The sequence below is a fragment of the Corallococcus sp. AB018 genome (assembly GCF_003986945.1).
In the GTDB taxonomy this organism is placed as follows: Bacteria; Myxococcota; Myxococcia; order Myxococcales; family Myxococcaceae; genus Corallococcus; species Corallococcus exiguus.
This window is the reverse complement of the sequence record NZ_RAWR01000041.1, coordinates 17306-37731: the sequence shown is the minus strand read 5'-3', so window position 1 is coordinate 37731 and position 20426 is coordinate 17306. Positions and strand designations below refer to the sequence as shown.

The 20426-nt window shown below is 63.8% G+C and carries 17 protein-coding genes and 1 pseudogene; 7 read left to right on the top strand and 11 right to left on the bottom strand.

The window, feature by feature from the left end:
- Positions 1–195: 195 nt before the first annotated feature.
- Positions 196–1089 carry a DUF4238 domain-containing protein gene (locus tag D7Y11_RS11485; RefSeq protein WP_126933703.1) on the bottom strand — a complete coding sequence of 298 codons (894 nt, stop codon included), beginning with the start codon at positions 1087–1089 and terminating at the stop codon, positions 196–198.
- Positions 1090–1566: 477 nt separating this feature from the next.
- Here D7Y11_RS11485 and D7Y11_RS11480 point away from each other — a divergent pair, with 477 nt between their 5' ends.
- The 4 genes from D7Y11_RS11480 (at position 1567) to D7Y11_RS11465 (ending at position 5741) form a co-directional block, all read left to right on the top strand.
- Positions 1567–2910, top strand: coding sequence for a phage portal protein (locus D7Y11_RS11480; RefSeq protein WP_199753716.1), 1344 nt, complete (start codon positions 1567–1569; stop codon positions 2908–2910).
- A 107-nt stretch (positions 2911–3017) separates the two neighbouring features.
- Positions 3018–4103, top strand: a complete 1086-nt coding sequence (locus D7Y11_RS11475) for a phage major capsid protein (protein WP_126933702.1) — start codon at positions 3018–3020, stop codon at positions 4101–4103.
- Between the two features lie 49 nt (positions 4104–4152).
- Positions 4153–4575 carry a hypothetical protein gene (locus D7Y11_RS43255; RefSeq protein WP_158641928.1) on the top strand — a complete coding sequence of 141 codons (423 nt, stop codon included), beginning with the start codon at positions 4153–4155 and terminating at the stop codon, positions 4573–4575.
- A 206-nt stretch (positions 4576–4781) separates the two neighbouring features.
- The gene (locus D7Y11_RS11465; RefSeq protein ID WP_126933701.1) at positions 4782–5741 is read left to right on the top strand and encodes a hypothetical protein; all 960 of its coding nucleotides are present in this window, start codon (positions 4782–4784) and stop codon (positions 5739–5741) included.
- A gap of 108 nt (positions 5742–5849) precedes the next feature.
- Here the strand turns inward: D7Y11_RS11465 and D7Y11_RS11460 are convergent, their stop codons facing one another.
- The 4 genes and pseudogenes from D7Y11_RS11460 to D7Y11_RS11450 form a co-directional block, all read right to left on the bottom strand.
- Positions 5850–6254, bottom strand: a complete 405-nt coding sequence (locus D7Y11_RS11460) for a hypothetical protein (RefSeq protein WP_233607260.1) — start codon at positions 6252–6254, stop codon at positions 5850–5852.
- Positions 6255–6630: 376 nt separating this feature from the next.
- Complete coding sequence (locus D7Y11_RS11455) at positions 6631–7347, bottom strand: hypothetical protein (protein WP_233607259.1); 717 nt, start codon at positions 7345–7347, stop codon at positions 6631–6633.
- A 183-nt stretch (positions 7348–7530) separates the two neighbouring features.
- Positions 7531–7698: pseudogene (locus D7Y11_RS45325) on the bottom strand (HNH endonuclease); the annotation flags it as partial.
- Between the two features lie 65 nt (positions 7699–7763).
- Positions 7764–8210: a hypothetical protein gene (locus tag D7Y11_RS11450; protein ID WP_126933699.1), complete on the bottom strand. Its 447-nt coding sequence runs from the start codon at positions 8208–8210 to the stop codon at positions 7764–7766.
- A 314-nt stretch (positions 8211–8524) separates the two neighbouring features.
- On the opposite strand from D7Y11_RS11450, the gene D7Y11_RS11445 reads away from it, so the two are divergent.
- The 3 genes from D7Y11_RS11445 (at position 8525) to D7Y11_RS11435 (ending at position 12524) form a co-directional block, all read left to right on the top strand.
- Complete coding sequence (locus D7Y11_RS11445; protein ID WP_126933698.1) at positions 8525–9394, top strand: DUF2381 family protein; 870 nt, start codon at positions 8525–8527, stop codon at positions 9392–9394.
- On the top strand, positions 9391–11202 hold the full coding sequence (locus tag D7Y11_RS11440) for a serine/threonine-protein kinase (protein ID WP_126933697.1): 1812 nt from the start codon (positions 9391–9393) through the stop codon (positions 11200–11202). Before D7Y11_RS11445 ends, D7Y11_RS11440 begins: the two co-directional genes overlap by 4 nt.
- A gap of 164 nt (positions 11203–11366) precedes the next feature.
- Positions 11367–12524: a protein kinase gene (locus D7Y11_RS11435; protein ID WP_126933696.1), complete on the top strand. Its 1158-nt coding sequence runs from the start codon at positions 11367–11369 to the stop codon at positions 12522–12524.
- A 622-nt stretch (positions 12525–13146) separates the two neighbouring features.
- On the opposite strand, the gene D7Y11_RS43250 is transcribed toward D7Y11_RS11435, so the two are convergent.
- The 6 genes from D7Y11_RS43250 to D7Y11_RS44235 all read right to left on the bottom strand — a co-directional run bounded on the left by D7Y11_RS43250 (position 13147) and on the right by D7Y11_RS44235 (position 20314).
- Positions 13147–13401, bottom strand: coding sequence for a hypothetical protein (locus D7Y11_RS43250; protein WP_158624542.1), 255 nt, complete (start codon positions 13399–13401; stop codon positions 13147–13149).
- Between the two features lie 127 nt (positions 13402–13528).
- On the bottom strand, positions 13529–16636 hold the full coding sequence (locus D7Y11_RS11425; RefSeq protein ID WP_158641927.1) for a kelch repeat-containing protein: 3108 nt from the start codon (positions 16634–16636) through the stop codon (positions 13529–13531).
- A 490-nt stretch (positions 16637–17126) separates the two neighbouring features.
- Positions 17127–18095, bottom strand: coding sequence for a hypothetical protein (locus D7Y11_RS11420; RefSeq protein ID WP_126933694.1), 969 nt, complete (start codon positions 18093–18095; stop codon positions 17127–17129).
- 179 nt (positions 18096–18274) lie between these two features.
- On the bottom strand, positions 18275–18403 hold the full coding sequence (locus D7Y11_RS44950; protein ID WP_255430444.1) for a hypothetical protein: 129 nt from the start codon (positions 18401–18403) through the stop codon (positions 18275–18277).
- A 379-nt stretch (positions 18404–18782) separates the two neighbouring features.
- Complete coding sequence (locus D7Y11_RS11415; protein ID WP_233605295.1) at positions 18783–18980, bottom strand: LCCL domain-containing protein; 198 nt, start codon at positions 18978–18980, stop codon at positions 18783–18785.
- Positions 18914–20314: a DUF4135 domain-containing protein gene (locus tag D7Y11_RS44235; protein ID WP_121756037.1), complete on the bottom strand. Its 1401-nt coding sequence runs from the start codon at positions 20312–20314 to the stop codon at positions 18914–18916. Before D7Y11_RS44235 ends, D7Y11_RS11415 begins: the two co-directional genes overlap by 67 nt.
- Between the last annotated feature and the right edge of the window lie 112 nt (positions 20315–20426).

The window sequence follows — 20426 nt, the reverse complement described above, 5'->3', positions numbered from 1 at the left end:
AACCTGTACGTGATGCCCTGCGAGCTATGCGGCGTGCGCCTGTTGCGTGGGCAAGGCGAGCTGACCGTCGACGAGCGACTGACGGATGCCGGTGCATGACGGCGCCGCTGGCAGGCGCGGTGTGTAGACGTCCAGGAGTGCGACAGGCGGATTAGGTCCCGTGGATAGTGTCTCAGGGATAATGCGCCCAGCGGGTCAGCCAATCCTCAATACTGGATCGGCTGGCGGAAGCGTGATTCCCCTCAGTGGGTCCGTATCCGGGTGATGGAAAATCCAGCGGCGGGCATTGTAGGCGACAAGCTTGTTCAGTGTTGCCCCAAGCTCAGGGCCTAGCTTGCACCCCATGTGCAACACCCGCTCTTCAAGTCCCTCATTCCGGTCCAGAACCAGAGAGTGCCTAGGAGACAGTGGCATCCGGATCTGGTCCGCTGTGCCGTACCCGTGAACCACAAAGTCCCCCGGACCAGTTGGCTTCGACCATCTCGCGACTGGCGTGTCGGATGTGAGCAGGCAAGGCTCGCCGTGGTCAACGAGTATCCAGCTGCGCTGGACCATGTATTCCGCGAATCTAGGGCCCAGCTCAAGCATGATCATGATGTTCACATTCTGAAGCAGCTTGATGGTGGTGGCGTCCAGATTGCTCAAGAGGAGCCTTTGGGCCTTGATCTCCTCTTCAGTCGGCTCGCGACCTTCTTGCTTGCGGAGGTACTCGACGACGCTCTTTTTGGTCATCATGTCGACGAGTTGTTCGTAGCCCTGACGGGCCTCGTCTCCACGCACGCATTGAAACCCAATGAACATGGCGACTGCTTCCCGGTCCTTAGGAGAAGGAGGAAATTTACCGCTGAGCATCAGTTTGATGGCTTCAGCGGCCTCGCTCTCGATGAGGCTCAGGATCCCTTCCATCTCTTGCGTCCGTCCGGTTTCTGTCTCAACGGCATAGTAATCCGTTTGGACACACGCTTCCTTTGTCGCGAGCTTGAAGCGCTTCTTCTGGTCTCGGGAGACCATAACGATGCGGTGCTTATGGTCCGCAAAGCGCTTGAGGTGCATTTGCGGAACGACGTGGTGACGGCGGGGTTCGGACATGGTTCTCCGAGTCTAGGTGAGAATTTGACGGAGCAGGCAGGCCGGTTTGGACACCCCAGCCTTCAAAGCGGGGCGCGCAGGGCTCGGCACGTGGAGTGCGCAGGCGACCGTGTGTGTCGAGGAGGTTTCGCGCTCGGCTGCTTACCCCCCGGCTCGGACTTTCCGGCACGGGCGGATCTAGACCTTGCTCGGAGCGCGCACACGCTCGAAAAATTTCGAGAAAAAACGCGCGGCCCTGTGGCGATCTGCTCATGGCAGTGGCGTGATCCTGAACGCATCGCCCGCTGCGGCTACACCCGTGCGCGTCCCATCGAGTTTTGAGGCTCCCAAGGCGATGATTCTAGGGGAAACCTCCACCGCGCCGAGCTTGCTCCCCCTGCAACCGACAGAAAAACTACGCGAAACCGCACCCATTTAGCTTGGGTGGCGCGGCCGACTAAGCGCGCTGAGCAGTGCTTCGCCGTCCGAGGTCACGCAATGGGAATGCTCGACAGGGTGCGCGCCGCGCTGAGCGGCAGCAAGCGCAAGGGAACCGGCTTGGAGCTGAGCCGGTGGACTTCGGCCCCGCCACGTCGCGAGGTGCCCGCGCTGCTCGCGGCGTATGCCGAAATGCCGTGGCTCGGGACGATCGTCGACACGGTCGGTGACGCCTTCGCTGGCGTGACGTGGCGTGCCTTCCAGCGGCGCGACCCCACCACTCGGAAGGCGCTCGTCGACGTGTCACTTCGCCGGGTCTGTGGTGACGAGCGCCGCGGTCGGTTGAAGGCGCTCGTCGACGTGGCGGGCGCGGTCGAACTGCCCGACCATCCACTGCTGCGGCTGCTCGCGGACCCGAACGACTACATGACGGGTCGCGACTTCGCGAAGCTGTTCTGTACGCACTACGACCTGACGGGCGAGTTCTTCGCGGTCGTCGAGGAACTCGCGGGCGTGCCGGTCGGCCTATGGCCGGTGCCGCCCGATTGTGTGCTCGCGCTGCCTGACCTGAGCAAGCCGAAGGGGGAGCGCACATACACGGTCACGGCTGGCGGTCGCATGTTCACGCTTCCAGCCGCGAGCGTCGTCTACGTGAAGCGCCTGAACCCGGCTGACCCGCTCGGGCGCGGCATTGGGATCGCCTATGCGCTCGGCGACGAGGTCGACACCGACGAGCACGCCGCGCGCTACACGAAGAACGCCTTTTACAACAACATGCTGCCGGGCGCGGTAATCGCGATCGAGGGCTTCAACGAATCGCAGGCAGGCCCCGCGAAGGCGTTCAAGGAATCGCTGGCTCGGGAGTATGGCGGGCCGGCGAACGCGGGCCGGGTGATGATCACGAGCGGCAAGACGACGTTTGCCCGGCTCGACACGCCCTTTCGTGACATGCAGCTCGTCGATTTGCGGAAGTTCCTGATGGATTACATCCGGATGGTCTACCGCGTGCCGCCCGAGATCGTCGGCGACGTGACGAGCAGTAACAAGGCGACGAGCTTCGCTGCACGCGAGCACCTGGCAGAGCAGGCGACGAAGCCGCGCGCCGAGGTGTTTCTCGCCGCGATCCAGAAGCACCTTGCACCCCGCTTCGACGACGACGTGATCCTTTCCTACGACTCACCCGTGCCGGCTGACCGCGAGCACCGGCTGCGCGTGATGGGCACGCTTCCAAGCGCGTTCAGCTTCGACGAGTGGCGCACCGAAGCCGGGTTCAAGCCACACCCCGAGCGTCAGGGCTTCGCCGAGCTGTTGCCCGGACAGAAACCAAACGAGCCGCAGGCGACGCCGACGCCAGCCGCGGGCAGCTCGGCCGAAGCGAACGCCGAAGCCATCAGCAACGGCTGAGCCACGCGCGAAATCCGCACCCATTTACCGGGTGCTATGCCGAGCCGCCGATGCCGCGAAGAGCTTCGTCGAGGCATTCAAAAGCTACATCCCAGGAGTGTGAAGTAATGACTCGCGAGCAGATCGCAGAGATGGTGAAGGCGCTCGGCCCCGAGGTCGCGCGTGAGCTGATCAACGTTGCGGCCCGAAGCGCCCCCGGCCGCGTGGGTACAGACAGGGCGACGCGCGAGGGTAGCGTCTACGCGAGCGTTGCGAACTTCGGCGCGTTCACGAAGAGCGTCATCGCCTTGGGCCGCCGCACGGGCGCGGCCGAGCTGATCGACGTCGCGAAGCGCTTCGGCAATGCCGACGTGCAGAAGGCGGTTCAGCTCAGCAAGTTTGACTCGGCAGGCGTGCTCGTGCCCATCCAGCAGAGCGGCGAAGTGATCGAGTTCCTGCGTCCCGACGCCGCGCTGCTCAAGCTCGGCGTGCGAACCCAGCCGTTCAAGGGCGAGTTGCACATGGGCACGCAGACGGGGACTTCGGTCTTCAAGTGGGTTGGTGAGGGGGAGAATGTCCCGAGGAGCGCACCGAAGTACGGGAAGCTCGTGCTCAAGGCGCACAAGGGAATGGTGCTGACCGACATCAGCAACGACCTGCTGCGTACCCCGGGCGTCGGTGACGCAGGCGTCGGTGAGGACATCCGCGCGACCGTGGCCGATGGTCTCGACGACGCGGGCTTCAACGGTGACGGTACGGGTGCGCAGCCGAAGGGGCTCTTCGTTCAGCTCGACGCTGCTCAGGTCTTCGCGAGCACGGGCACGACCGCTACAGCCTACCTCGCCGACATCGACAAGGCGGTCGAGTTGCCGCTGACCGCGCACGTTCGCATGGGCACTGCGGCGTGGGTCATTCACCCGACCCGCGCGACCGCGCTGATGCAGCTCAAGGATTCGGGCATCTTCATCTTCCGTCAGGAGATGTTGGACAAGGGGACGATTCGCGGCTTCCCCTTCGTAATGTCGACGCGCGTCCCAGTGACGCGGATCACGTTCTGTGCCGACTGGCGCCAATTCATCTACGGGATCGACGAGAACCTGATCCTCTCCGAGCACGACACCTGCGCCGAGTACGACGAGACGACCATCCGCGCGATCGTGAAGGGCGACTTCAAGCTGCGCCAGCCGAAGGCGTTCAGCTCGATCACCTACTAACCCGACGGCGTGACACCGGGGCAGCTCGCACAGTGCCGATCCTGACTCGATGAAGGGGCGCCCGGGGGGATGGGAGAGCGAGCTGCTCGTCGCGTACCTGCTGCCATCCGGTCACGTCGCAGCCTACAGCGTGCCGCTCGTTCGGGTTCTTTTTGTCTTCGCTGATGTCGGCGCCGAAGTAGCGCTTCACGAGCAGCGCAAGCGGATAGCGAGCGCCTTCGTCGTGGTCGAGCTTGCGCCCGGTCGTCGGGTCTACGCCGTGAAGACCCTTCGCGATGTCGATCAGCGCTTCGCGGATCGCCACGTCATGCAGTCGGCCCGCGTCGAGCGCTTCGAAGATGGGACCAATCAGCCGCGGGTTGTCCGCAGCCATCACCCCAAGGTCGTAAGCGAGGTTTGCGCCGACGAGGTGAGCGTCGAGGTCGCCGATCGTGCTGGCGAAGAAGTGTCGAGCTTGAGCCTTGTCGAGTAGCCGCTCGCTCCCGGGGGCGCGCGTCGCAACGCTGCCGCACACAAGAGGGGGCGCCAACAGACCCGGGCGCTTGCGATGGGTCTCAGTGTCAAACGACCAAATCTTCAATAGCCGTCTTCCTCGCAGGTGGCGATAGTGCAGTGCTTCGCAAACTCTTGCGGGCGCCGTGCTGGTGTGGAGATTTCCAGCTTGATAGGATCTCGTCCATGACGAATCGCCGAGACGAACAGCCCAAGGAAAGGCGAACCTTTCCTCATTCGGACATCATCTTTGATAGCAATGTCATTGATCCGGACGACTGTCGGAACGAGAGTCTTTTGCGCTTGGTTGAGAAATTGCTGGCGAGCCCGCGCTCTGGAAACGTCTGGTTCTCGCTGCCTTCTTTGTACGAAGTGTTGGCCCCTAAAGATGCTGGAAGGCGAATTGAATTGCTTAAGAGGTTTCAAAACCTCTACAGGCAGTTTGGCAGCCGTGTTCGATTCATTGATTTCGATTTGTATTCGTTTGTTGCTGCCGAGTGGTCCGGCAGCGGACTTCGGTCTGCGCCGGCGAGTATGATTGATGATGAAGTGACTGCATCAATCGCTGCCGGGGATCTTGTGGGGTATCTGAAAACGTTTCGCGAAACGTGGATTAAGGAAAGAACTAGAATCCACGAAGAACACGCCGAAAGAACGCGGTATCTCTGCGGGCACTACGAAGCCGAGCAATGGTTTCGCGATGAATTTAAGAGAAATATGGATCTCTATGGAACGGAAAACGCGCTGGAGCAGTGCGACTTGTTGGCTAAAAACATAATTGTAAGTCACACAAAGCGGCCGCCCGACGCCATTCTAACGGCCAAGGCGGACCACGTAGCGTATCCGTGCACTTGGACTTACGCTCTGCTCGCACGTTTGGCTGACTACGCTGCAACCATTACCAAGGCGGAACGAGAGTTGAACTTTGCGCGATACGACACCCTATTGACGCCGGATCGTAATGACCTTGTCGACGCTTACGTCGCGGCATCGGGGGGAAGGTGCGGTAGTCTTGTCACCCACGACGGGGTGCTCATTGAGAGGATCAACTTCCTGCACGATGCAGTGCCCTCGCTGATTCATCTGCAAGCATTTACGGTCGACGACGCGTTGAGAGGATTCGATCCATCAGAGAAGCATGCTTGAGATCGCGCGAGGCTGATTGGGCGAGCGTGCTCGGCGCAATCTTGCGTTCGGGCCTGCGCCGTGCTCGGAACTCAAAGACACAGTCCAGAGCACGGCGTAGGCTACCTCCTACTTGAGCGCGTCGGCGAGCGACGGTAGCTTGCTCGCCGTGCGCGACTGCTCGACCTGGGCGAGCTGCTCGTCGTTCAGCTCGACGTGAGCCCAGCGGTAGCCGCTGATCACCTTGCCCGGCTGGCCATCCTTCGGGGGAAGCTGCTTCGGGAAGACCTCGCACCGGATCAGCAGGTGGGTTCCGGCCTGGCGCTCGTCGAAGAACTTCTTCAGCGCGGCCGGGTTCGCGAACTGGAATTCATCCGCGCCGACGAGCGTCATCAGAAACGACTTGAAGCGCCCGCCGCCGCCCTTCTTCTGGTCGCTCAGGTTCTCGACGTAGTCGCCCGTCTCGCCCGTCTCGCCCGTCTCGCCCGTCTCGCCCGTCTCGCCCGGCTTGCTCGCGGTCTCGGACTCGCGCACGCGCAGCTCAGCGATGGCCGAATCACCCTTGAAGCCCTACTTCGTCCGAATGACCTCCACTTCCAGCAGGTATCGACCGAAGCGCGGATAGCGTCCGCCAGCCGCCGCCTGAGCGGTCGCAATCTTCGTCAGCGCACTGTTCACGTTACGTGGGCCCTTTGGTTTGGGTTGCGTCAGCGGCCATTCGCGCTGAGCCCACGTAAATGCGTGCGACTTCTACGAGCGGCCCAGCGCCTGCAACATGAGTGCATTGAACATCTAGACAGGGGCTGCTTGGGGATACGAAGCAAACTGCCGAAGATAAGTCGGAGTGGTAGTTCGGTTGCCCCGACTTGTATTTTCGAGACGTGCTGTCAGTTCTCCCCTGTTCCTCAGCTCAAGAGGTTTTCTTAGGGTCTTTTGATGCTTGGTCTTTCTGTGCAAACTCCCTTTCTGCTTCGAATTCCTTTTCTGCTGCGAGGCGTCGCTCTTTAGATCTTTGTTGAAGCAGCTCTTCAATGGATACAGGTCCCGTTGTCTCCTTCTTCTTTGGATCGACGAGCCACACCGCGCCTCTCATCAACGTTCCAGGTAGACGCCCACAGAAAGTACCCAGCGCATCGATCTCCAAGAAATTTTCATGATCGCCAAAAAGCCCGGCGAAGAACCCGATCTTGTTTTCAATTTCCACGAGGCAGAAAGTATGAATTCCTTTATCCTCGTGGAAGATCCGGCTCAACTTTTGCTCACTTTGCGATAAGAAGCCTGCGCTGCCATGGAGCGGTATTTCGTCTCTCTTGTTTGGGTCTTCCTCCCATAGAAACAAGCGAAGGCGATCTGCCTGCTGGGACCTTGCAAACTCTTCACCAAAATATAGACATGCCAAGCCAAGCCCCATCTTAACGACTGCTCGGTCCCATGCCGTGATGTCAACGCTCATGGTTAGCTTGAGGTTTCTCCCCATTGCGCCGATCGCCTTTACTACTTCGCGCTCTTCATCGGTTTGCTCAGCATCTGGGCCAATAGGTTTGTGATTAGAGAATCGATCCTTTAGAGACTTCTTGACCACGTCTACTGCTTCTGGCGTGGCTTCCTGTCCGATACTCCCAAACATGACGCAGGACTCGTTAGCCTTGGTTCTAAATCTGTAGGCAATAACTTTGTGCTCTAGAAAATATACCTCTACCTGTTCCGGTCGCTCCCAATCGATTCGCCCGGTTTTGGTAGATGGTCGCTTCCCCCTGCTCACGACCCCATGAAAGAATCGCTTCGACTCAATAATCCAATCGCGACAGAAGGGCTGGTCAACGTCTTTGCCTGCCCTCGTGTTACAGCTCTTGCAGACGAGTTTTGTGCCCGTCTTGTCTAGTGTGGCGCCAAGGCATGCGGGTATGATGTGCTCGCTGGAGCACTCTGCTCTAGGGAGGAATCGCCCGCAGTAGAAGCAACAGAAGTCACCGCTCATGATTTTTTCTCCAGCAATGCCGCAGAAATGCACTCTAGCACCTTCATCCCAAGTCGAGGCACGTTCTAGACGGCTGGCCAGCTGTAGGAGGCGAAGCACAGCTTTTGCGGTGTGCCTTCGACCTGTTCAATGAATCGCGCGAAGTCGCGAGCCTTTCGGAAGGCGTCCGCGAGTTCTTCGGTATGCTGGTACAGCTCGACTTCGCACTCGTCGGCGAGCTGCCCCTGACGGTGGATGCGGCCGATTGCCTGTTCCCACGCGCCACCGTCCGCAGGCGGGTTCACGAAGAGCATCCGCGAGAACGCGGTTAGGTTCTTCCCCGTGCCATGCGCCCGAAGGGACGCCACGATCGACCGCTTGCCGTTCTCGCGGATGATGGTGCTCAGCCCCTCAAGCAAGGGAACCTGCGGCTGATGCACGGCCACCAGATCGCGAAGATGCTCCCGAAGCATCACGCCGCGAAGGTCGCGGACGAATGGGGCGCCCCGGGCCTTACGGTCGCCTTCGGGCACTCACACCGGCCTGCCATGCACGTTCGGGCGGGCCGCGAGGGTAACTGTCGGGCGATCGCGGTTGGCGCGGGGCGCACCCTGGACCCCGACTGGATGAAGGGGCGTCCGGGCGGCTGGGAAAACGAGTTGCTCGTCGCGTACCTGCGGCCCACCTGGGGCGTTGCCGCCTCTTCCGTGCCGCTCGTCGACAGAGCGTTTCTGTGAGGCGGCAAGGTGCACCGCTGACCCACATGGGACGGGTTCGCCTGTAGGAAAGAGACCCACTGCGCGCCGACCCCCGATGGTAGCCTTCCCCCTCGGGAGGTCATGTACCATTGCTCCAACCGTTCAGATTGGCCCTAGCGCTCGCGCTCGTCTCGGGAGCTGCTGCGGGGGCTGAGCCGGCACCGGGGGCGCGCGTTGACCGTAAGCGCCCTGTGACCGTCGCCAGCACGCCCGCCGAACCGCTTCCCGTTGTCCATGTCGCGGCGGACACGCCGACGGTGTTCCTCTTCTCTTCGCCGATTCAGCGGAAGACCCTCACCTTCGACGAGTCCCGGATCCGCGTCCTGGATGCAGGCGAGCGCTCAATCATCGTTCAGCCCGTGGCCAATCTCGCCGACGGAGAGCGGCAGGAGATCGGGGTCTTCTTCGCCGACGGCCGAGCGCCCGCACGCGCCGCCTTCGTGCTCGTGACCGACCCGGCCGAAGTGGACTTGCGGATCGACGTGCAGCGTCCAGCGCCGCCGAACGACGCCTGTCCGACGGACGCTCAAATGCCGGCGCCGAAGCCGGAAGACTTCGTGTTGCTTGGCTTCGTGGATGGGAAAGGCGTCACAACAGCCAACATCAAAGGCAGTCAGGAACCCGCTCAGGGTTTCACGTCAGCCAATCCAACTTCCTATCGGGGCAAGGGTTGGATTCTGGTGGACGTGATGATCTGGAACGAATCCGATCGGCCAGCCTGGACGCCACGAGAGGCAACGTTTACGGGGCGTGTCGGCATGCCATTGCGGGCGCGGGTCGTGACGGAGAAGAAGGGGCCGATCCTGCCGGGGGAGGAAAGGCGCGTGCTCGCGGTCGCTGAAATTCAAGAGTCAGACGCGAGCCTTGTTTTCACCCTGGAGTTGCGAGGGGATGGGGGCCGCAACTTGACGATTCCTGACGTGCGCTTTCCGAAGCCCGGGGCGGGGGGCACCCAATGACGGCGACGCCGACAGAGACGCCGCCCGGCACCCACATTGACGGATGGCAGGTTTCCAAGGAACTCGGCAACGGTGGCTTTGCCCGCGTCTTCCTCGGGGATAAGAACGGCAAGCGCGGTGCGATCAAGGTGGCGCGTCATCGGGAGGTGAGCGGGGATTTCAAGCAGACCCATGCCCGGACCTTGCGCGAGCTGACGGCGCTTCTCATGCTGGAGCACCCGAACATCGTCCGCTCGCAAGGGTATGGCTACACGGCGACCGGCAACGTGTACCTTGCGCTTGACTACGTGGACGGCTGGACGCTCGCGGAGTGGGCAGAGCGAAAACACCCCACGATTCGCGAGATCCTGAGCGTCTTCGAAAAGATTGCCGGTGCGCTGTCTTACATGCACCGTCAGGGCGTGCTGCATCGGGACTTGAAGCTGCTCAATGTCCTGATCCGCAAGAGCGACGGCGAGCCTGTCATCATCGATTTTAGCTGTGCGACCTACTCGCTGGCCGAAGACCTGACGGAGGGCGGTTTGCCTCCGGGAACCGAACGCTACCGCGCGCCAGAACAGTTCCAATTCCTGCGCGAGCACAAGGACGAGCACCGGGCCCGATATGCCTTCCAGGTGGCCGACGAGATTTTCGCCGTCGGCGTCATGCTGCATGAGCTGCTGACCGATCCGCGACCGACAGAGTTCCGCCCGCGCTTCGCCTTGAACAGCCAGCAATTCGAGCCGCCGCCGCCCCGACTCGCGAACGCTCGTGTTCCCGAGGTGCTGAGCGATCTCGTTGAAAGCCTCCTGGATAGGAACCCCTCACGGCGCCCGGTCGACACGGAAGCACTCCGGCGCGAGTTCGCGGATCTCCGGGCCGACCCTATCGTCGACTACGACGTGCCGGCGCATCCGCCATCGGAACAGCATCCGTCCGAGCCCGACACGCGGGGACCACTCGGAGCGCCGCTCCCTATCAACCCCGTCCCCCTCAAGTTGCACGTCGCCCTGATGAAGCGCCCGCACCGGCCGGCAAGGTGGCTCGCGGGCGTTGCGGGTGTCGCCGCGCTCGTCGTGGCTGCGGCCCTCTGGGGCCCATCAGCCGAGATTCCCACCCCACCTCCCGCGCCGCGTGTCGCTGAGAGCCCGCGCCTTCGCAGCGCTCCCCATTCCACGCCGCCCATGACTGCCCCTCCTGCTATGTCACCTCTTGGCCCGTCGCCCGTGACAGCCCCTGGGCCGGCAATCGCCGCTGTTCCGAAGGAAGGATCCGCATTGAAGAACCCCGCCCCCGAAGTCCTGACCCAAGGACGCACGCCCCGAATGCCGAAGAAGTCCGTTGCTGCCGCTGAGTGCGCGTCGCTATCGCTCGTCGCGGCGCTGGCGGCGGGTTGTCCGGGTGCCCAGATCCGGCCCGAGTCGTTCACCTGCCCGGCTGGAGCGGAACAGGCCATGCGGGAGAATCTTCACTGGACGGACGGCGACAAGTTCACGCTCGTTCTCGACGATCGTCACGGACGCGAAGACGTTTGGTTCTCGGCTGGCGAGGAGGTGGTGGGAATCGTTCCGAAGGGCACCGGCGCTAGGCGACAGTTGGAGGTCGCGCCTGTCGGAACACGCTTCTACGGAAAGGCTTACTACCTCTCCGACAAGATGGGGCGTGCGGATGGGCCGGCACTCGTTGTCCGGTATGACCGCGTGAAGCTCCCAGGGCAGGACGAGCAACCCGTTTGCTTCGTGGTGGAGGCGACCGCCAAAGCATTCAAGGACGGCAAGGTGAAGGCGTTCAACTGGGACGGCGGAACCGTCGTGGACCGCTGGCCCTGAGCGCCTCGCGGGTGACGTACCGGGTAGGTGCTCGATTTCGTCCGCCCTTCCGCAGAACGCTATAGGACCTAGCAGGGCAGTTTCCACGGAGCCCATCCCACGGGTAATATGCTCCTCGCAACGCGTTGGCTTCGGTGCCCGCGCGAGCAACTGGAGGCAGGAGCATGCCGGCAATCGAGTTCAAGGTTCCCCGAGGGGCGATTCTCTTCACGACAGGCGGCTTTCAGTACGAGTTCCGCGAAGACCTGGGCGAGGCGCACCACGGGCTGAGCCTCTTCGTCGCGCGGCGCCGGACGCTGGAGGGCAACCACCCCCGGGGGAAGGTGCTGCTCAAGGCGGTAGGCCCCCAGACGGGCCAGGAGGGGGCACGCGTCAAGCGGGCAAGGGTAAGGCTCGAAGAGCAGGTGCGTCTTGCGACCTTTCTCAACCATCCGGGGATCCTTCGCGTCCACGGGATGCACAAGGCGGAAGGGTGCTGGTACGTCATCACCGATCATCCGTCAGGGCACAGCGTGAGCGACATGCTGACGCTCGCTGCGGAGTGCGGGCGCCGGTTCTCGCCCCTGTTTGCGCTGTACGTGGGGGCCAAGGTGGCTGCGGCCCTTGAGCACGCCCACGAGGCCAAGGACGGCGAGGGGAAGCCCCTCAACATCGTTCACCGGGCCGTCGACGTGGGGACCATCTTCGTTGACTGGAAGGGTGGCGTGCAGGTTGCCGACTTCGGACTCGCCCTGTCGGACTTGCCTGGGCGCGTTTCATCCACGGTGCGCCGTCCGCTGGGGGATGCGTTCTACTCTTCCCCCGAAATGCTTTTGACCGGGCGTGTTGATGCACGTTCGGACCTCTTCGCGCTCGGCGTCGTCATGCTCGAAATCGCGACAGGGAAGAACATTCTCGACGCCCCAGACGAACTCACTGAAAGCGTGAAGGATTCGCTGTCGAAGCGGCAGCGGACGCGCGTCCGGCGTGCCATCAGGCGGGCCCGGCTCGCGAACAGTCACCCCTTGGTTGAAGACGTGATCTGGCGTGCGGCGACCTACACGCAGGCGACCCTAGACGCGTTGACGGAGAACCTCCCGCAGGGGCTGCGCGTGACGTTGGGGCGGCTTCTCCAACCGTCGCCTGATAACCGCTACCAATCAGCGCGCGAGCTGGCAGCGGACCTGCGCCACTGGCTGGGGGATGGTGAGGTCTTCGGGCAGGAGGACGCGGAAGCCGAGCTGCTCAAGCTCATGAAGCTGGCCGGCGAGGCGCTGACCGAGCTGGGCATTCGGCGTCCCCAAGGCTTTGAGGCATCCCAGGACGAGATCAGCACGAACTAGAGCGCCAATCAGGTGCCGGCCCTCACTGGCCTGGGGGCTGGCGCCATGTTGCACGTATGTCGCAGGAGCCTGCGGAATGTGCTGGGACGGGCCGGGACAGGGCGGGACGCGGAGGGAAGTCTAATCCGAATGGTTCCGGGCGTTTGCGAGGTAAGGGCGCGATTCTGCTGGGGTTTTCGCAACGCTGGCCGTGGGTTCGATTCCCTCCGCCTCCACAGCTGGAAGCGCCGATAGACCGAAGCGTCGCCACAACTCGTCATCCGGGCGGTTACGCTTTCGACTACAGCGCATGCTGTGACGCCCCCCATTTACCTCAACAAGGTCTTCTGGGTGATGAACGCCACTGACGAGCAGTTGCCTACGTCGGCGGATATGAGATCCCAGAGAATCGTCTTGCAAGGCTCATGAGAGCCGCACGTGGAAATGGTTGACAGTCGCGGCTCAAGGTGGACTCCGCAGTCTCCATGATAGCGTTTGAGGCTCACTCGAAGGACCTCCAGGGGCTTCTCATGAAGATCTCTCTTGCAGCGATGGCGACGTTTATTGGCCTTTCCCTCCTGGGCTGCGGCGGCCCGGCCCTCGAAGACACGATGGCCCCCGAGGCTGAAGCGCGGACGGTGTCTCAGTTCGCAACCTGTACGGCGACTTGCGCTGGGGGAACGTCGGTCTCCTGTACGGGGACCACCTGCACGTCGACGAACAACCAGGGCGTGACGTGCGACGGCGTGTCGACCGCGTGTCCGGCATCGTGCAGCGGGCTGCCGTCATGCAGCCAGTACGTGAACCAGCGGTGCACGACCCCGAACGCCACGAAGGACTGCTGCAACGCCACGACCCAGAAGCCGAACTCCCTGCTGTGCTCGGGCTCGGCGACCACGGGCTACCGCTGGCTCAATTACTAGCCGCGCCGCATCAGGCCGCGGGCTCCCACGCGGAGAGACGGGTGAAGTCTCTCCGCGTGGGTTCACCGACAGCCACCGCTCCTCATGCTGAAGAGAGCGGACCTACAAACAATTGGTCGGCGAATTGCAGCAGGCCCCGCCCATGCACACATTGTACTTGGGGCCCGTACAGGCATTCCCACAAGCGCCACAATTGTTGTTGTTGCTCTCCAGGGTCGAGCACGAGCCATCGCCGCACAGCGTCCAACCCGGAATCGCGGGGACTGAACAGTCCTGCGTCTGCGTGATCGTGGACGACACGCATGCATCACTTGAGCAGCTGTAACTCGTCACATTCCTTGTCTGGAGCCCCTGCCCACAGGGGGTGACCATGTTGCACGTGCCCCACGGCCCGACGACTGGCGCCCCGCACGCATCCGGACCGGGATTCCGCGTACACGCCTGGGTCTCCGAGCTGCTGGAGGTTGGCGTACACTGTCCCGTCGCGCAGTTATAGGTGTAGTGAGTCACCTGGCGAGACTGCGTGCCCGTCGCGTCGCATGCACTGCTGAATCCACCACAGGCGCTCCAGCTCCCATAGCTCGAGGGGCACGGCTGGGGACCGGGGGCGCTCCGTGAGCACGTTTGCGTCTCCGTGCTGCTCGACGCGTTGCACGACCCGGAGCCACACGTCGAATCCGTCACCGTCCTCGATTGCGTCCCCGTCGAATCGCAGAAGTCGCTGAAGCCTCCACAGCTTCCCCAGCCTCCGTAGCTCGTGCCGCACGAGCTGCCATTCGTGTTTCGCGTGCACGTCTGCGACTCCGAGCCAGCAGAGGAACCGCACGTCCCGTTGGAGCAGGTGTACGAAGTGACGGAGCGTGACTGCGTTCCCGTCTGGTCGCAGGTACTGCTATAGCCACCGCAGCTTCCCCAGCCTCCGTAGCTGGGAGCACCGCAGCTGGCGCCATTCGTGTTGCGCGTGCACGCCTGCGTCTCCGTACTCGTGGACGCCACGCACTGCCCACTGGCGCAGCTGTAGCCGTAGCTCGTCACCGTCCTTGACTGCGTCCCCGTCTGCGCACAGGCATCGCTGAAGCTGCACGCGCCCCACGCCCCGTAGCTGGGCGCCGCGCAGTTCGTGTTGGGGGCCGCCCGTGTACACGCCTGCGTCTCCGTGCTGCTGCTCGACGCATTGCACGTCCCGGAGCCACACGTCGAGGCCGTCACCGTCCTCGACTGCGTCCCCGTCGTGTCGCAGAAGTCAGTGAAGCCTCCGCAGCTTCCCCAGCCTCCGTAGCTCGTACCGCACGCCGTGCCTCCCGTGCTTCGCGTGCACGCCTGCGTCTCGCTCGAGCCCGTGCCCGCACATGCCCCACTGCTGGTGCAGGCAGACGCCGTCACCGTGCGCGACTGGCTCCCCGACTCATCGCACGTGTCACTGAATCCATCGCAGCTCCCCCAGTTTCCGTACGCAGGGGCAGCGCACGTGCTTCCCACGGCCTTGTTGCTCCAACCGCTCGTCGTCATGCCCGGGTTGCACTCCTGGCAGGCCACGCTGGGGTGGGTGGTCCCCGCCGCGTAGTACGCCCCTCCAATCCAGCACCCGCTCAGGCACTGTCCCGTCGTGTTGCACACCTGACCGGCGCCGCATGCCGTCCCAGCCGCCTTCACCGGGTACGTACAGGCCCCGTTGGCGTAGGTGCCCGGGGAGTCATGGCATGCGCTCGGAGGCGTCGTGCACGCCGGCACTCCCGCGCACGCCCCCGTCCCGCTGCACACGTCGTTGAGGGTCCCCCCGTTGCCATCATTGCAGGCGGTGCCCGCGGCCTTCGGCGCATAGGTGCACGCTCCAGCGCTGCACGTGCCAGCCGCCTCGTAGCACTGCCCGGGCGGACTGGTGCAGCTCACCGGCGTCCCCGCGCACCCTCCGTTCCCGTTACACGTCTCACCCACCGTGCATGCATCCCCGTCATCACACCCCGCGCCGGCCGCCTTGTACGTGTAGGAGCACGTCCCGTTGCTGCATGCGCCCGCCGCCTCGTAGCACTGCCCGGGCGGGCTGTCGCAGTGGGTGGCGCTTCCCGCGCAAACACCCGCGCCGTTGCACGCGTCCGTTCCGGTACAGGCATTCCCGTCATCACAGGCCGCGCCCGAAGCCTTCGGTGCGTAGCTGCACACCCCATTGCTACACGTGCCCGCCGCCTCGTGGCACGACCCCGGCGCGCTGTCGCAGCTCACCCCGGCGCATGCGTCATACCCATACACCTCCGCCGTCGCCAGGCTCGCGCTCCCGGTTCCTCCCACCACCAAAATCTTTCCCTCCAGCGGCGCCGCCACGTGCACGTACCTCGCGACCCCCATCGGCGTCGTCGCGCTCCACGTCCCGCTGGCCTCGTCGTACAGCTCCGTGCTGCTCAACGCGCTCCCATTCTGTCCTCCCGCCACCAGCACCTTCCCCGTGCTCAGCAGCGTCGCCGTGTGCAGCTCCCTCGCACTCTCCAGCGAGCCCGTCGCGCTCCACGTCCCCGTGCCCGGGTCGTAAATCTCCGCCGTCCCCACCACTCCGACACCGCTGCTGCGCCCTCCCACCACCAGCACCTTGCCCGAGGGCAGCCGCGTCGCCGTGTGGTTGTAGCGCGCCGTCGCCAGCCCTCCCGTCGCCGTCCAGGTATTGCTCGTCGAGTCATACACTTCCGCCGTCGCCAGGCTCGCGCCCCCGACGCCGCCCGCCACCAGCACCTGCCCGGTCGTCAGTAGCGTCGCCGTATGGTTGCGCCGCGCCACTCCCAGACTCGGACCCACGCTCCAGGTTCCCGCCACCGGCTCATACACATCCACGTTGAACTTGGGGCCACCGGAGTTGCCTCCGCCCGCCACCAGCACCTTGCCCGAAGGCAGCAGCGTCGCCGTCAGGGAGTCGCGAGCCACACCCGAGGCAAGATTCCCTGCGGAAGCCCATGTGTTGGTGGCGGGGTCATAGACCGCCGTGGAAGCCAGGCGGCCCGTCGCGTTCTCGCCGCCCGCCACGAGCACCTTGCCCGAATTCAACAGCGTGGCGGTGAGCACCTGCCGAGGCGCCGGCATGGGGGCGGCGGCCGTCCAGGTGCCTGTCGCAGGGTCATAAACGGTGGAGGAGGACAGGTAGCCACTGGCGTTGTAGCCACCCATCACCAGCACCTTGCCCGTCGGCAGCACCACACCCGCGTGGTACTTGCGCGACTCAGCCATGGTGCCGGTGGCCGTCCATTCCTCCACCAATGGCGAAGCACTGCGGGCCAACGGCTTGTCTTCCGGCGCCTTGCTGCTACAGCTCAAGGCAACACATACCAATCCCAACAGCAGAACCCTGCTGGTTCTCATTGCGTGCATGAATTTCCCATTGAATGGAGGCTGTCGCTGCGCCCCCCACTGGCTTGTTTCAGTCAGTCACAATGCCCCACTTCCCGTGAAACGCACAAAAGGAACAGAGCCCTGTTGAAGAAGAGGGAGGGTGAAGTGAGACCGTCCAAGCAATGCTCCCGGCCGGTGGACAGGTCACTGGAGCCCCGTTGGGTTACACGCCACCCCAGGCCGCGCTCCCATTGTGTGCGTATGTCCAGGCTCTGGGCCTTCCGGCGGGCTCCCAGAGCGACAAGGTCTGCGTGACCCACCTCGGGACGAGCGACGACCTCACGCGCAAGCAACAGTCGTTGGCGGGTCGCCGTTTGGCGGCACCAGGCTACGCCGCGACGCCCACGAACATGTTGTAGTCAAAGAAGTTGATATGGAGCCACGTCACTCCAAACAGGCTCTGGTCAACCTTGTAGGCGAACTGGCCAAAGAGCTGGTCGCTGTCACGGATACCATCATCGAGGAACATGTCGGCGATCCAGCCGACCCAGATCAGGTCCTTGAAGATGCTGCTGTCTGGCGCTCCGTCCAGCATGTAGAGGGACTGGGTGCTGTGGAGCCAGAGCAGGTTGCGGCCGTAGAAGGTCTCCGCATACCGCTGTTTGGTGGAATCCCGCACCTCGCAGTCGTTGTAGGTGTCCCCTGCCTTGCCCGCGTCGCTCAGGCTCGGGATGTCCTTCGGATACTCCTTGGAGTGGAAGATGAGACCCATCTCGTCGAGCACCGGGTTGTAGAAGAGGTGCGCGTGCTGGGTGTCATACTTGCTCAGCCGGATCTGGAACGGGTACGGGAGCCCCTGGGCCCCCTCCAGGGAGTTCTTCATCGCAATGAAGACCTTGCGGAAGGAGTCCTCGAGCGGTTTCGCGGCGGAGGTGAACTCATAGACGCTCCCCAGGCTGGAGGTGCCGCTGCCCCAGCTCTGGTACCCCCGCTCGTGCTTGTGGCCATCCTTTGTGCCCTCGCGAAACACCGCCAGCCGCGGCCCCGCCAGCTTCTGCAGGAACGCCGCGACGAACCCCTGGACCTGCTGTGTCCCCTGCGCGATGAGGCCCTGCTTGAGCTTCGCCTTCGCCAACTCGAGCGCCGCGGCCTCCGCCTCCCTCTTCTCCTTCGCCAGCTTCTCCTTGGCGAGCTCCTCCTCCGTCTTCTCCTTCTTGACGAAGAGGTTGTGGCCGCCGTGCCGAAGGCTTCCCAGGGGGTAGACGTCCGGCACCGACTCCCCGGCGATGAGTCGCCGCAGAAGATCGGTCCCGTTCTGCTTGGACTTCACCTCAGGCGTTGCACTGGGGAGACGCATGTCCAAAGCTCCATGGTTTGGGTTCAGCGGTGCGAGCCGCCGCGCGGAGACTGTCACATGGAGTCCGGAACACGAACAAGGTGTCGTAGACCTCCCAAGAACATCCTCTCGCAAAGCGAGACGAAATGTGACAGGAGTTGCCACAGCCCGAATTCCCCGGAGGCAATCCCTGTCCACCGTCACTGTCTGGGCAGGCCCCACGCCTCCAGCCCGCCGAAGCGGCTGATGGCCACCTCTTCAGGCGTCAGCACGCTGGCGTTGAGCGTCAGCGAGTAGCGGATAGCCACGATTTTCTGGAGTTCGCCCATGCGGGCGCATCCACGCGAACCCTCTCCCCCTGGAGTCCGGTATGCGCATCCGACGCCTCTTCGCTGCTGTCGCCCTGCTCTCGATGGCTCCCACCATGGGTTTCGCCCGGCCCATCCCATGTGCCCAGCTTTGTCAGGCGGGCATTTCATGCGACGCGATCTGCACCACCCGGTTCGGGGACTACATCACGTGTGACGAGTGGGGTGCCCCCTGCGTCCACGCCGTGGCCGCCGAAGAGTCCGAGGAATCCTCTCGGGTGTGTAGCGAGGAGCACCCGGACGCCGAGCGGGCCGATACCACCGAGGCCTGACCGTCAGTAGACAGCCCCCGGGGGCAAACACCCCCAGGGGCCGCTCGTTCCGGATGCGAACGCGACGACTACGGGCTGAGGGAGTAGCTCCCCGACCAGGCGCCGTAGGACAACGTGGTGATGCCGTTGCGCGTGGTGCCCGTGTAGCTGGCCTGCCCCGGCTGGATGGTGACGGTCACGTTCCCACCCGAAGCCGCAATCACCCCCGCGTGCACCGCGGCCGCGCAGGAATTCGAGTCATCGGTGTAGAGGTCCGTCCCCCACACCGTGCCGCCACCCACCGGACCGCAGTTGCACCGGAGGCGCGTCCCGTTCTGGCCGCGGTAGGACGTGAAGTCGTAGCTGGAGCAGGCGTTCGGCAGAGGCGGCAGGCCGCTGACCGGATGCGATCCACCATCTCCCGGATGCCTTGCAGGAGGACGTTCGGGTACGTGGCCGCGCTCACCCGGGGCCCGTGGGCCACCGACGCGAAGCTCGCGTTTATTTCATTGGGGTCGTAGGGCCCGGAGACCTTGGCGATCTCCAAGGCGCCCTGGTAGAGGTTCGCGGAGAAGACGCCGCCTACGTTGCTGTAGTCCTCCGGGTTGATGACCAGGGCCCGGTTCAGTGAGGAGTTGTCGAGCGTGCCCACGCCCGGCCTCGGGTAGGAGAACCCCATCTCCGCGTCGATGAGGTAGGGCCCGTCCGCGGTGGCCATCACGTTCTCCTCGTGAAGGTCCCTGAGGCCGAAGAGGCCTGCCACCGTGATGATCCGGCCCATCTTCCGGAAGTAGGCCCCCTGGTCGTGCAAGGGAATCACGTCCGCCTTGGCGACCATCTGCATGTAGCCGTACTCGCCCAGCCGGTGCGGCATCGCGACGATGCGGAATGCCGGCAGCTCCGGGTCCAGCGCCGTGAAGAGGCTTTCGGTGTGCGGAAAGAGCGCCGGATAGTGCTCGTGGCAGACCTGGAACGACGCCGGGTCGCCCATGAGCAGCAATTGGAACGTCAGGTCCGACGGCTTGTAGACAGCGCGCCGCCCGTCCGAGAACCGCAGCAGCACCACGCGGTGCCCGGTGCGGTGCGGGTCGCTGCCCGTGACCGTCAGCCCGTTGAGGGTGCCCGTGATGCCATAGGCCCGGTTGAGCAGGGCGCGGTCGCGCTGGATGCGCGCGAGCAGGTCCGAGCCGAACTGCACATGCCCCGCAACCACCCGTTTGATCAACGCCCAGACGCGGTCCGTCAACGTCTCCTCGAGCGTCGTCACGGTGCCCAGCAGTCCGCGCCCGATACTCCACATCGCGCTCCCCGTCCGTCTGGAGAGGACGTTGTCGACGATGCCCCATTCGCCGCGACTGGATTGGATCGACGCGCACATACACGGGCCGTACAGGTCCACCGCCGCTTGCCTGAGGAAGTTCGAGCCCATGAGCACTGGCAGGAGCTTGCCCGTGCCCTGCATGCCACAGTGCGCCGCCAGGTCCCCCACAAGCATCTCGAGCGCCTGCTTGATGAAGGGCCTCGCCAGGTTCGGCGTGGGAGTGGCGCCTCCGGTAACAATTGATTTCAGCAGGAACTTCGAGGCGTCGTTGAGGGCGGTGGTGATCTGCGCGTCGTACATGGCGGTGGGCTCGGCGTGACAGTCTACGTCACTCTCCGTGAAACACCCCCAATCCCTTCCAGACAGCTCGCGGGCATCGTGCGACCCACGCCAGGGTCATCGCCGACAGGCC

Bases quoted from the DNA above. Each gene is read 5' to 3' on its own strand.
- D7Y11_RS11485 (WP_126933703.1), bottom strand. From the start codon at position 1,089: ATGTCCGAACCCCGCCGTCACCACGTCGTTCCGCAAATGCACCTCAAG.
- D7Y11_RS11480 (WP_199753716.1), top strand. From the start codon at position 1,567: ATGGGAATGCTCGACAGGGTGCGCGCCGCGCTGAGCGGCAGCAAGCGC.
- D7Y11_RS11475 (WP_126933702.1), top strand. From the start codon at position 3,018: ATGACTCGCGAGCAGATCGCAGAGATGGTGAAGGCGCTCGGCCCCGAG.
- D7Y11_RS43255 (WP_158641928.1), top strand. From the start codon at position 4,153: ATGAAGGGGCGCCCGGGGGGATGGGAGAGCGAGCTGCTCGTCGCGTAC.
- D7Y11_RS11465 (WP_126933701.1), top strand. From the start codon at position 4,782: ATGACGAATCGCCGAGACGAACAGCCCAAGGAAAGGCGAACCTTTCCT.
- D7Y11_RS11455 (WP_233607259.1), bottom strand. From the start codon at position 7,347: ATGTTTGGGAGTATCGGACAGGAAGCCACGCCAGAAGCAGTAGACGTG.
- D7Y11_RS11440 (WP_126933697.1), top strand. From the start codon at position 9,391: ATGACGGCGACGCCGACAGAGACGCCGCCCGGCACCCACATTGACGGA.
- D7Y11_RS11435 (WP_126933696.1), top strand. From the start codon at position 11,367: ATGCCGGCAATCGAGTTCAAGGTTCCCCGAGGGGCGATTCTCTTCACG.
- D7Y11_RS11425 (WP_158641927.1), bottom strand. From the start codon at position 16,636: ATGGCTGAGTCGCGCAAGTACCACGCGGGTGTGGTGCTGCCGACGGGC.
- D7Y11_RS11420 (WP_126933694.1), bottom strand. From the start codon at position 18,095: ATGCGTCTCCCCAGTGCAACGCCTGAGGTGAAGTCCAAGCAGAACGGG.
- D7Y11_RS44950 (WP_255430444.1), bottom strand. From the start codon at position 18,403: ATGGGCGAACTCCAGAAAATCGTGGCTATCCGCTACTCGCTGACGCTC.
- D7Y11_RS44235 (WP_121756037.1), bottom strand. From the start codon at position 20,314: ATGTACGACGCGCAGATCACCACCGCCCTCAACGACGCCTCGAAGTTC.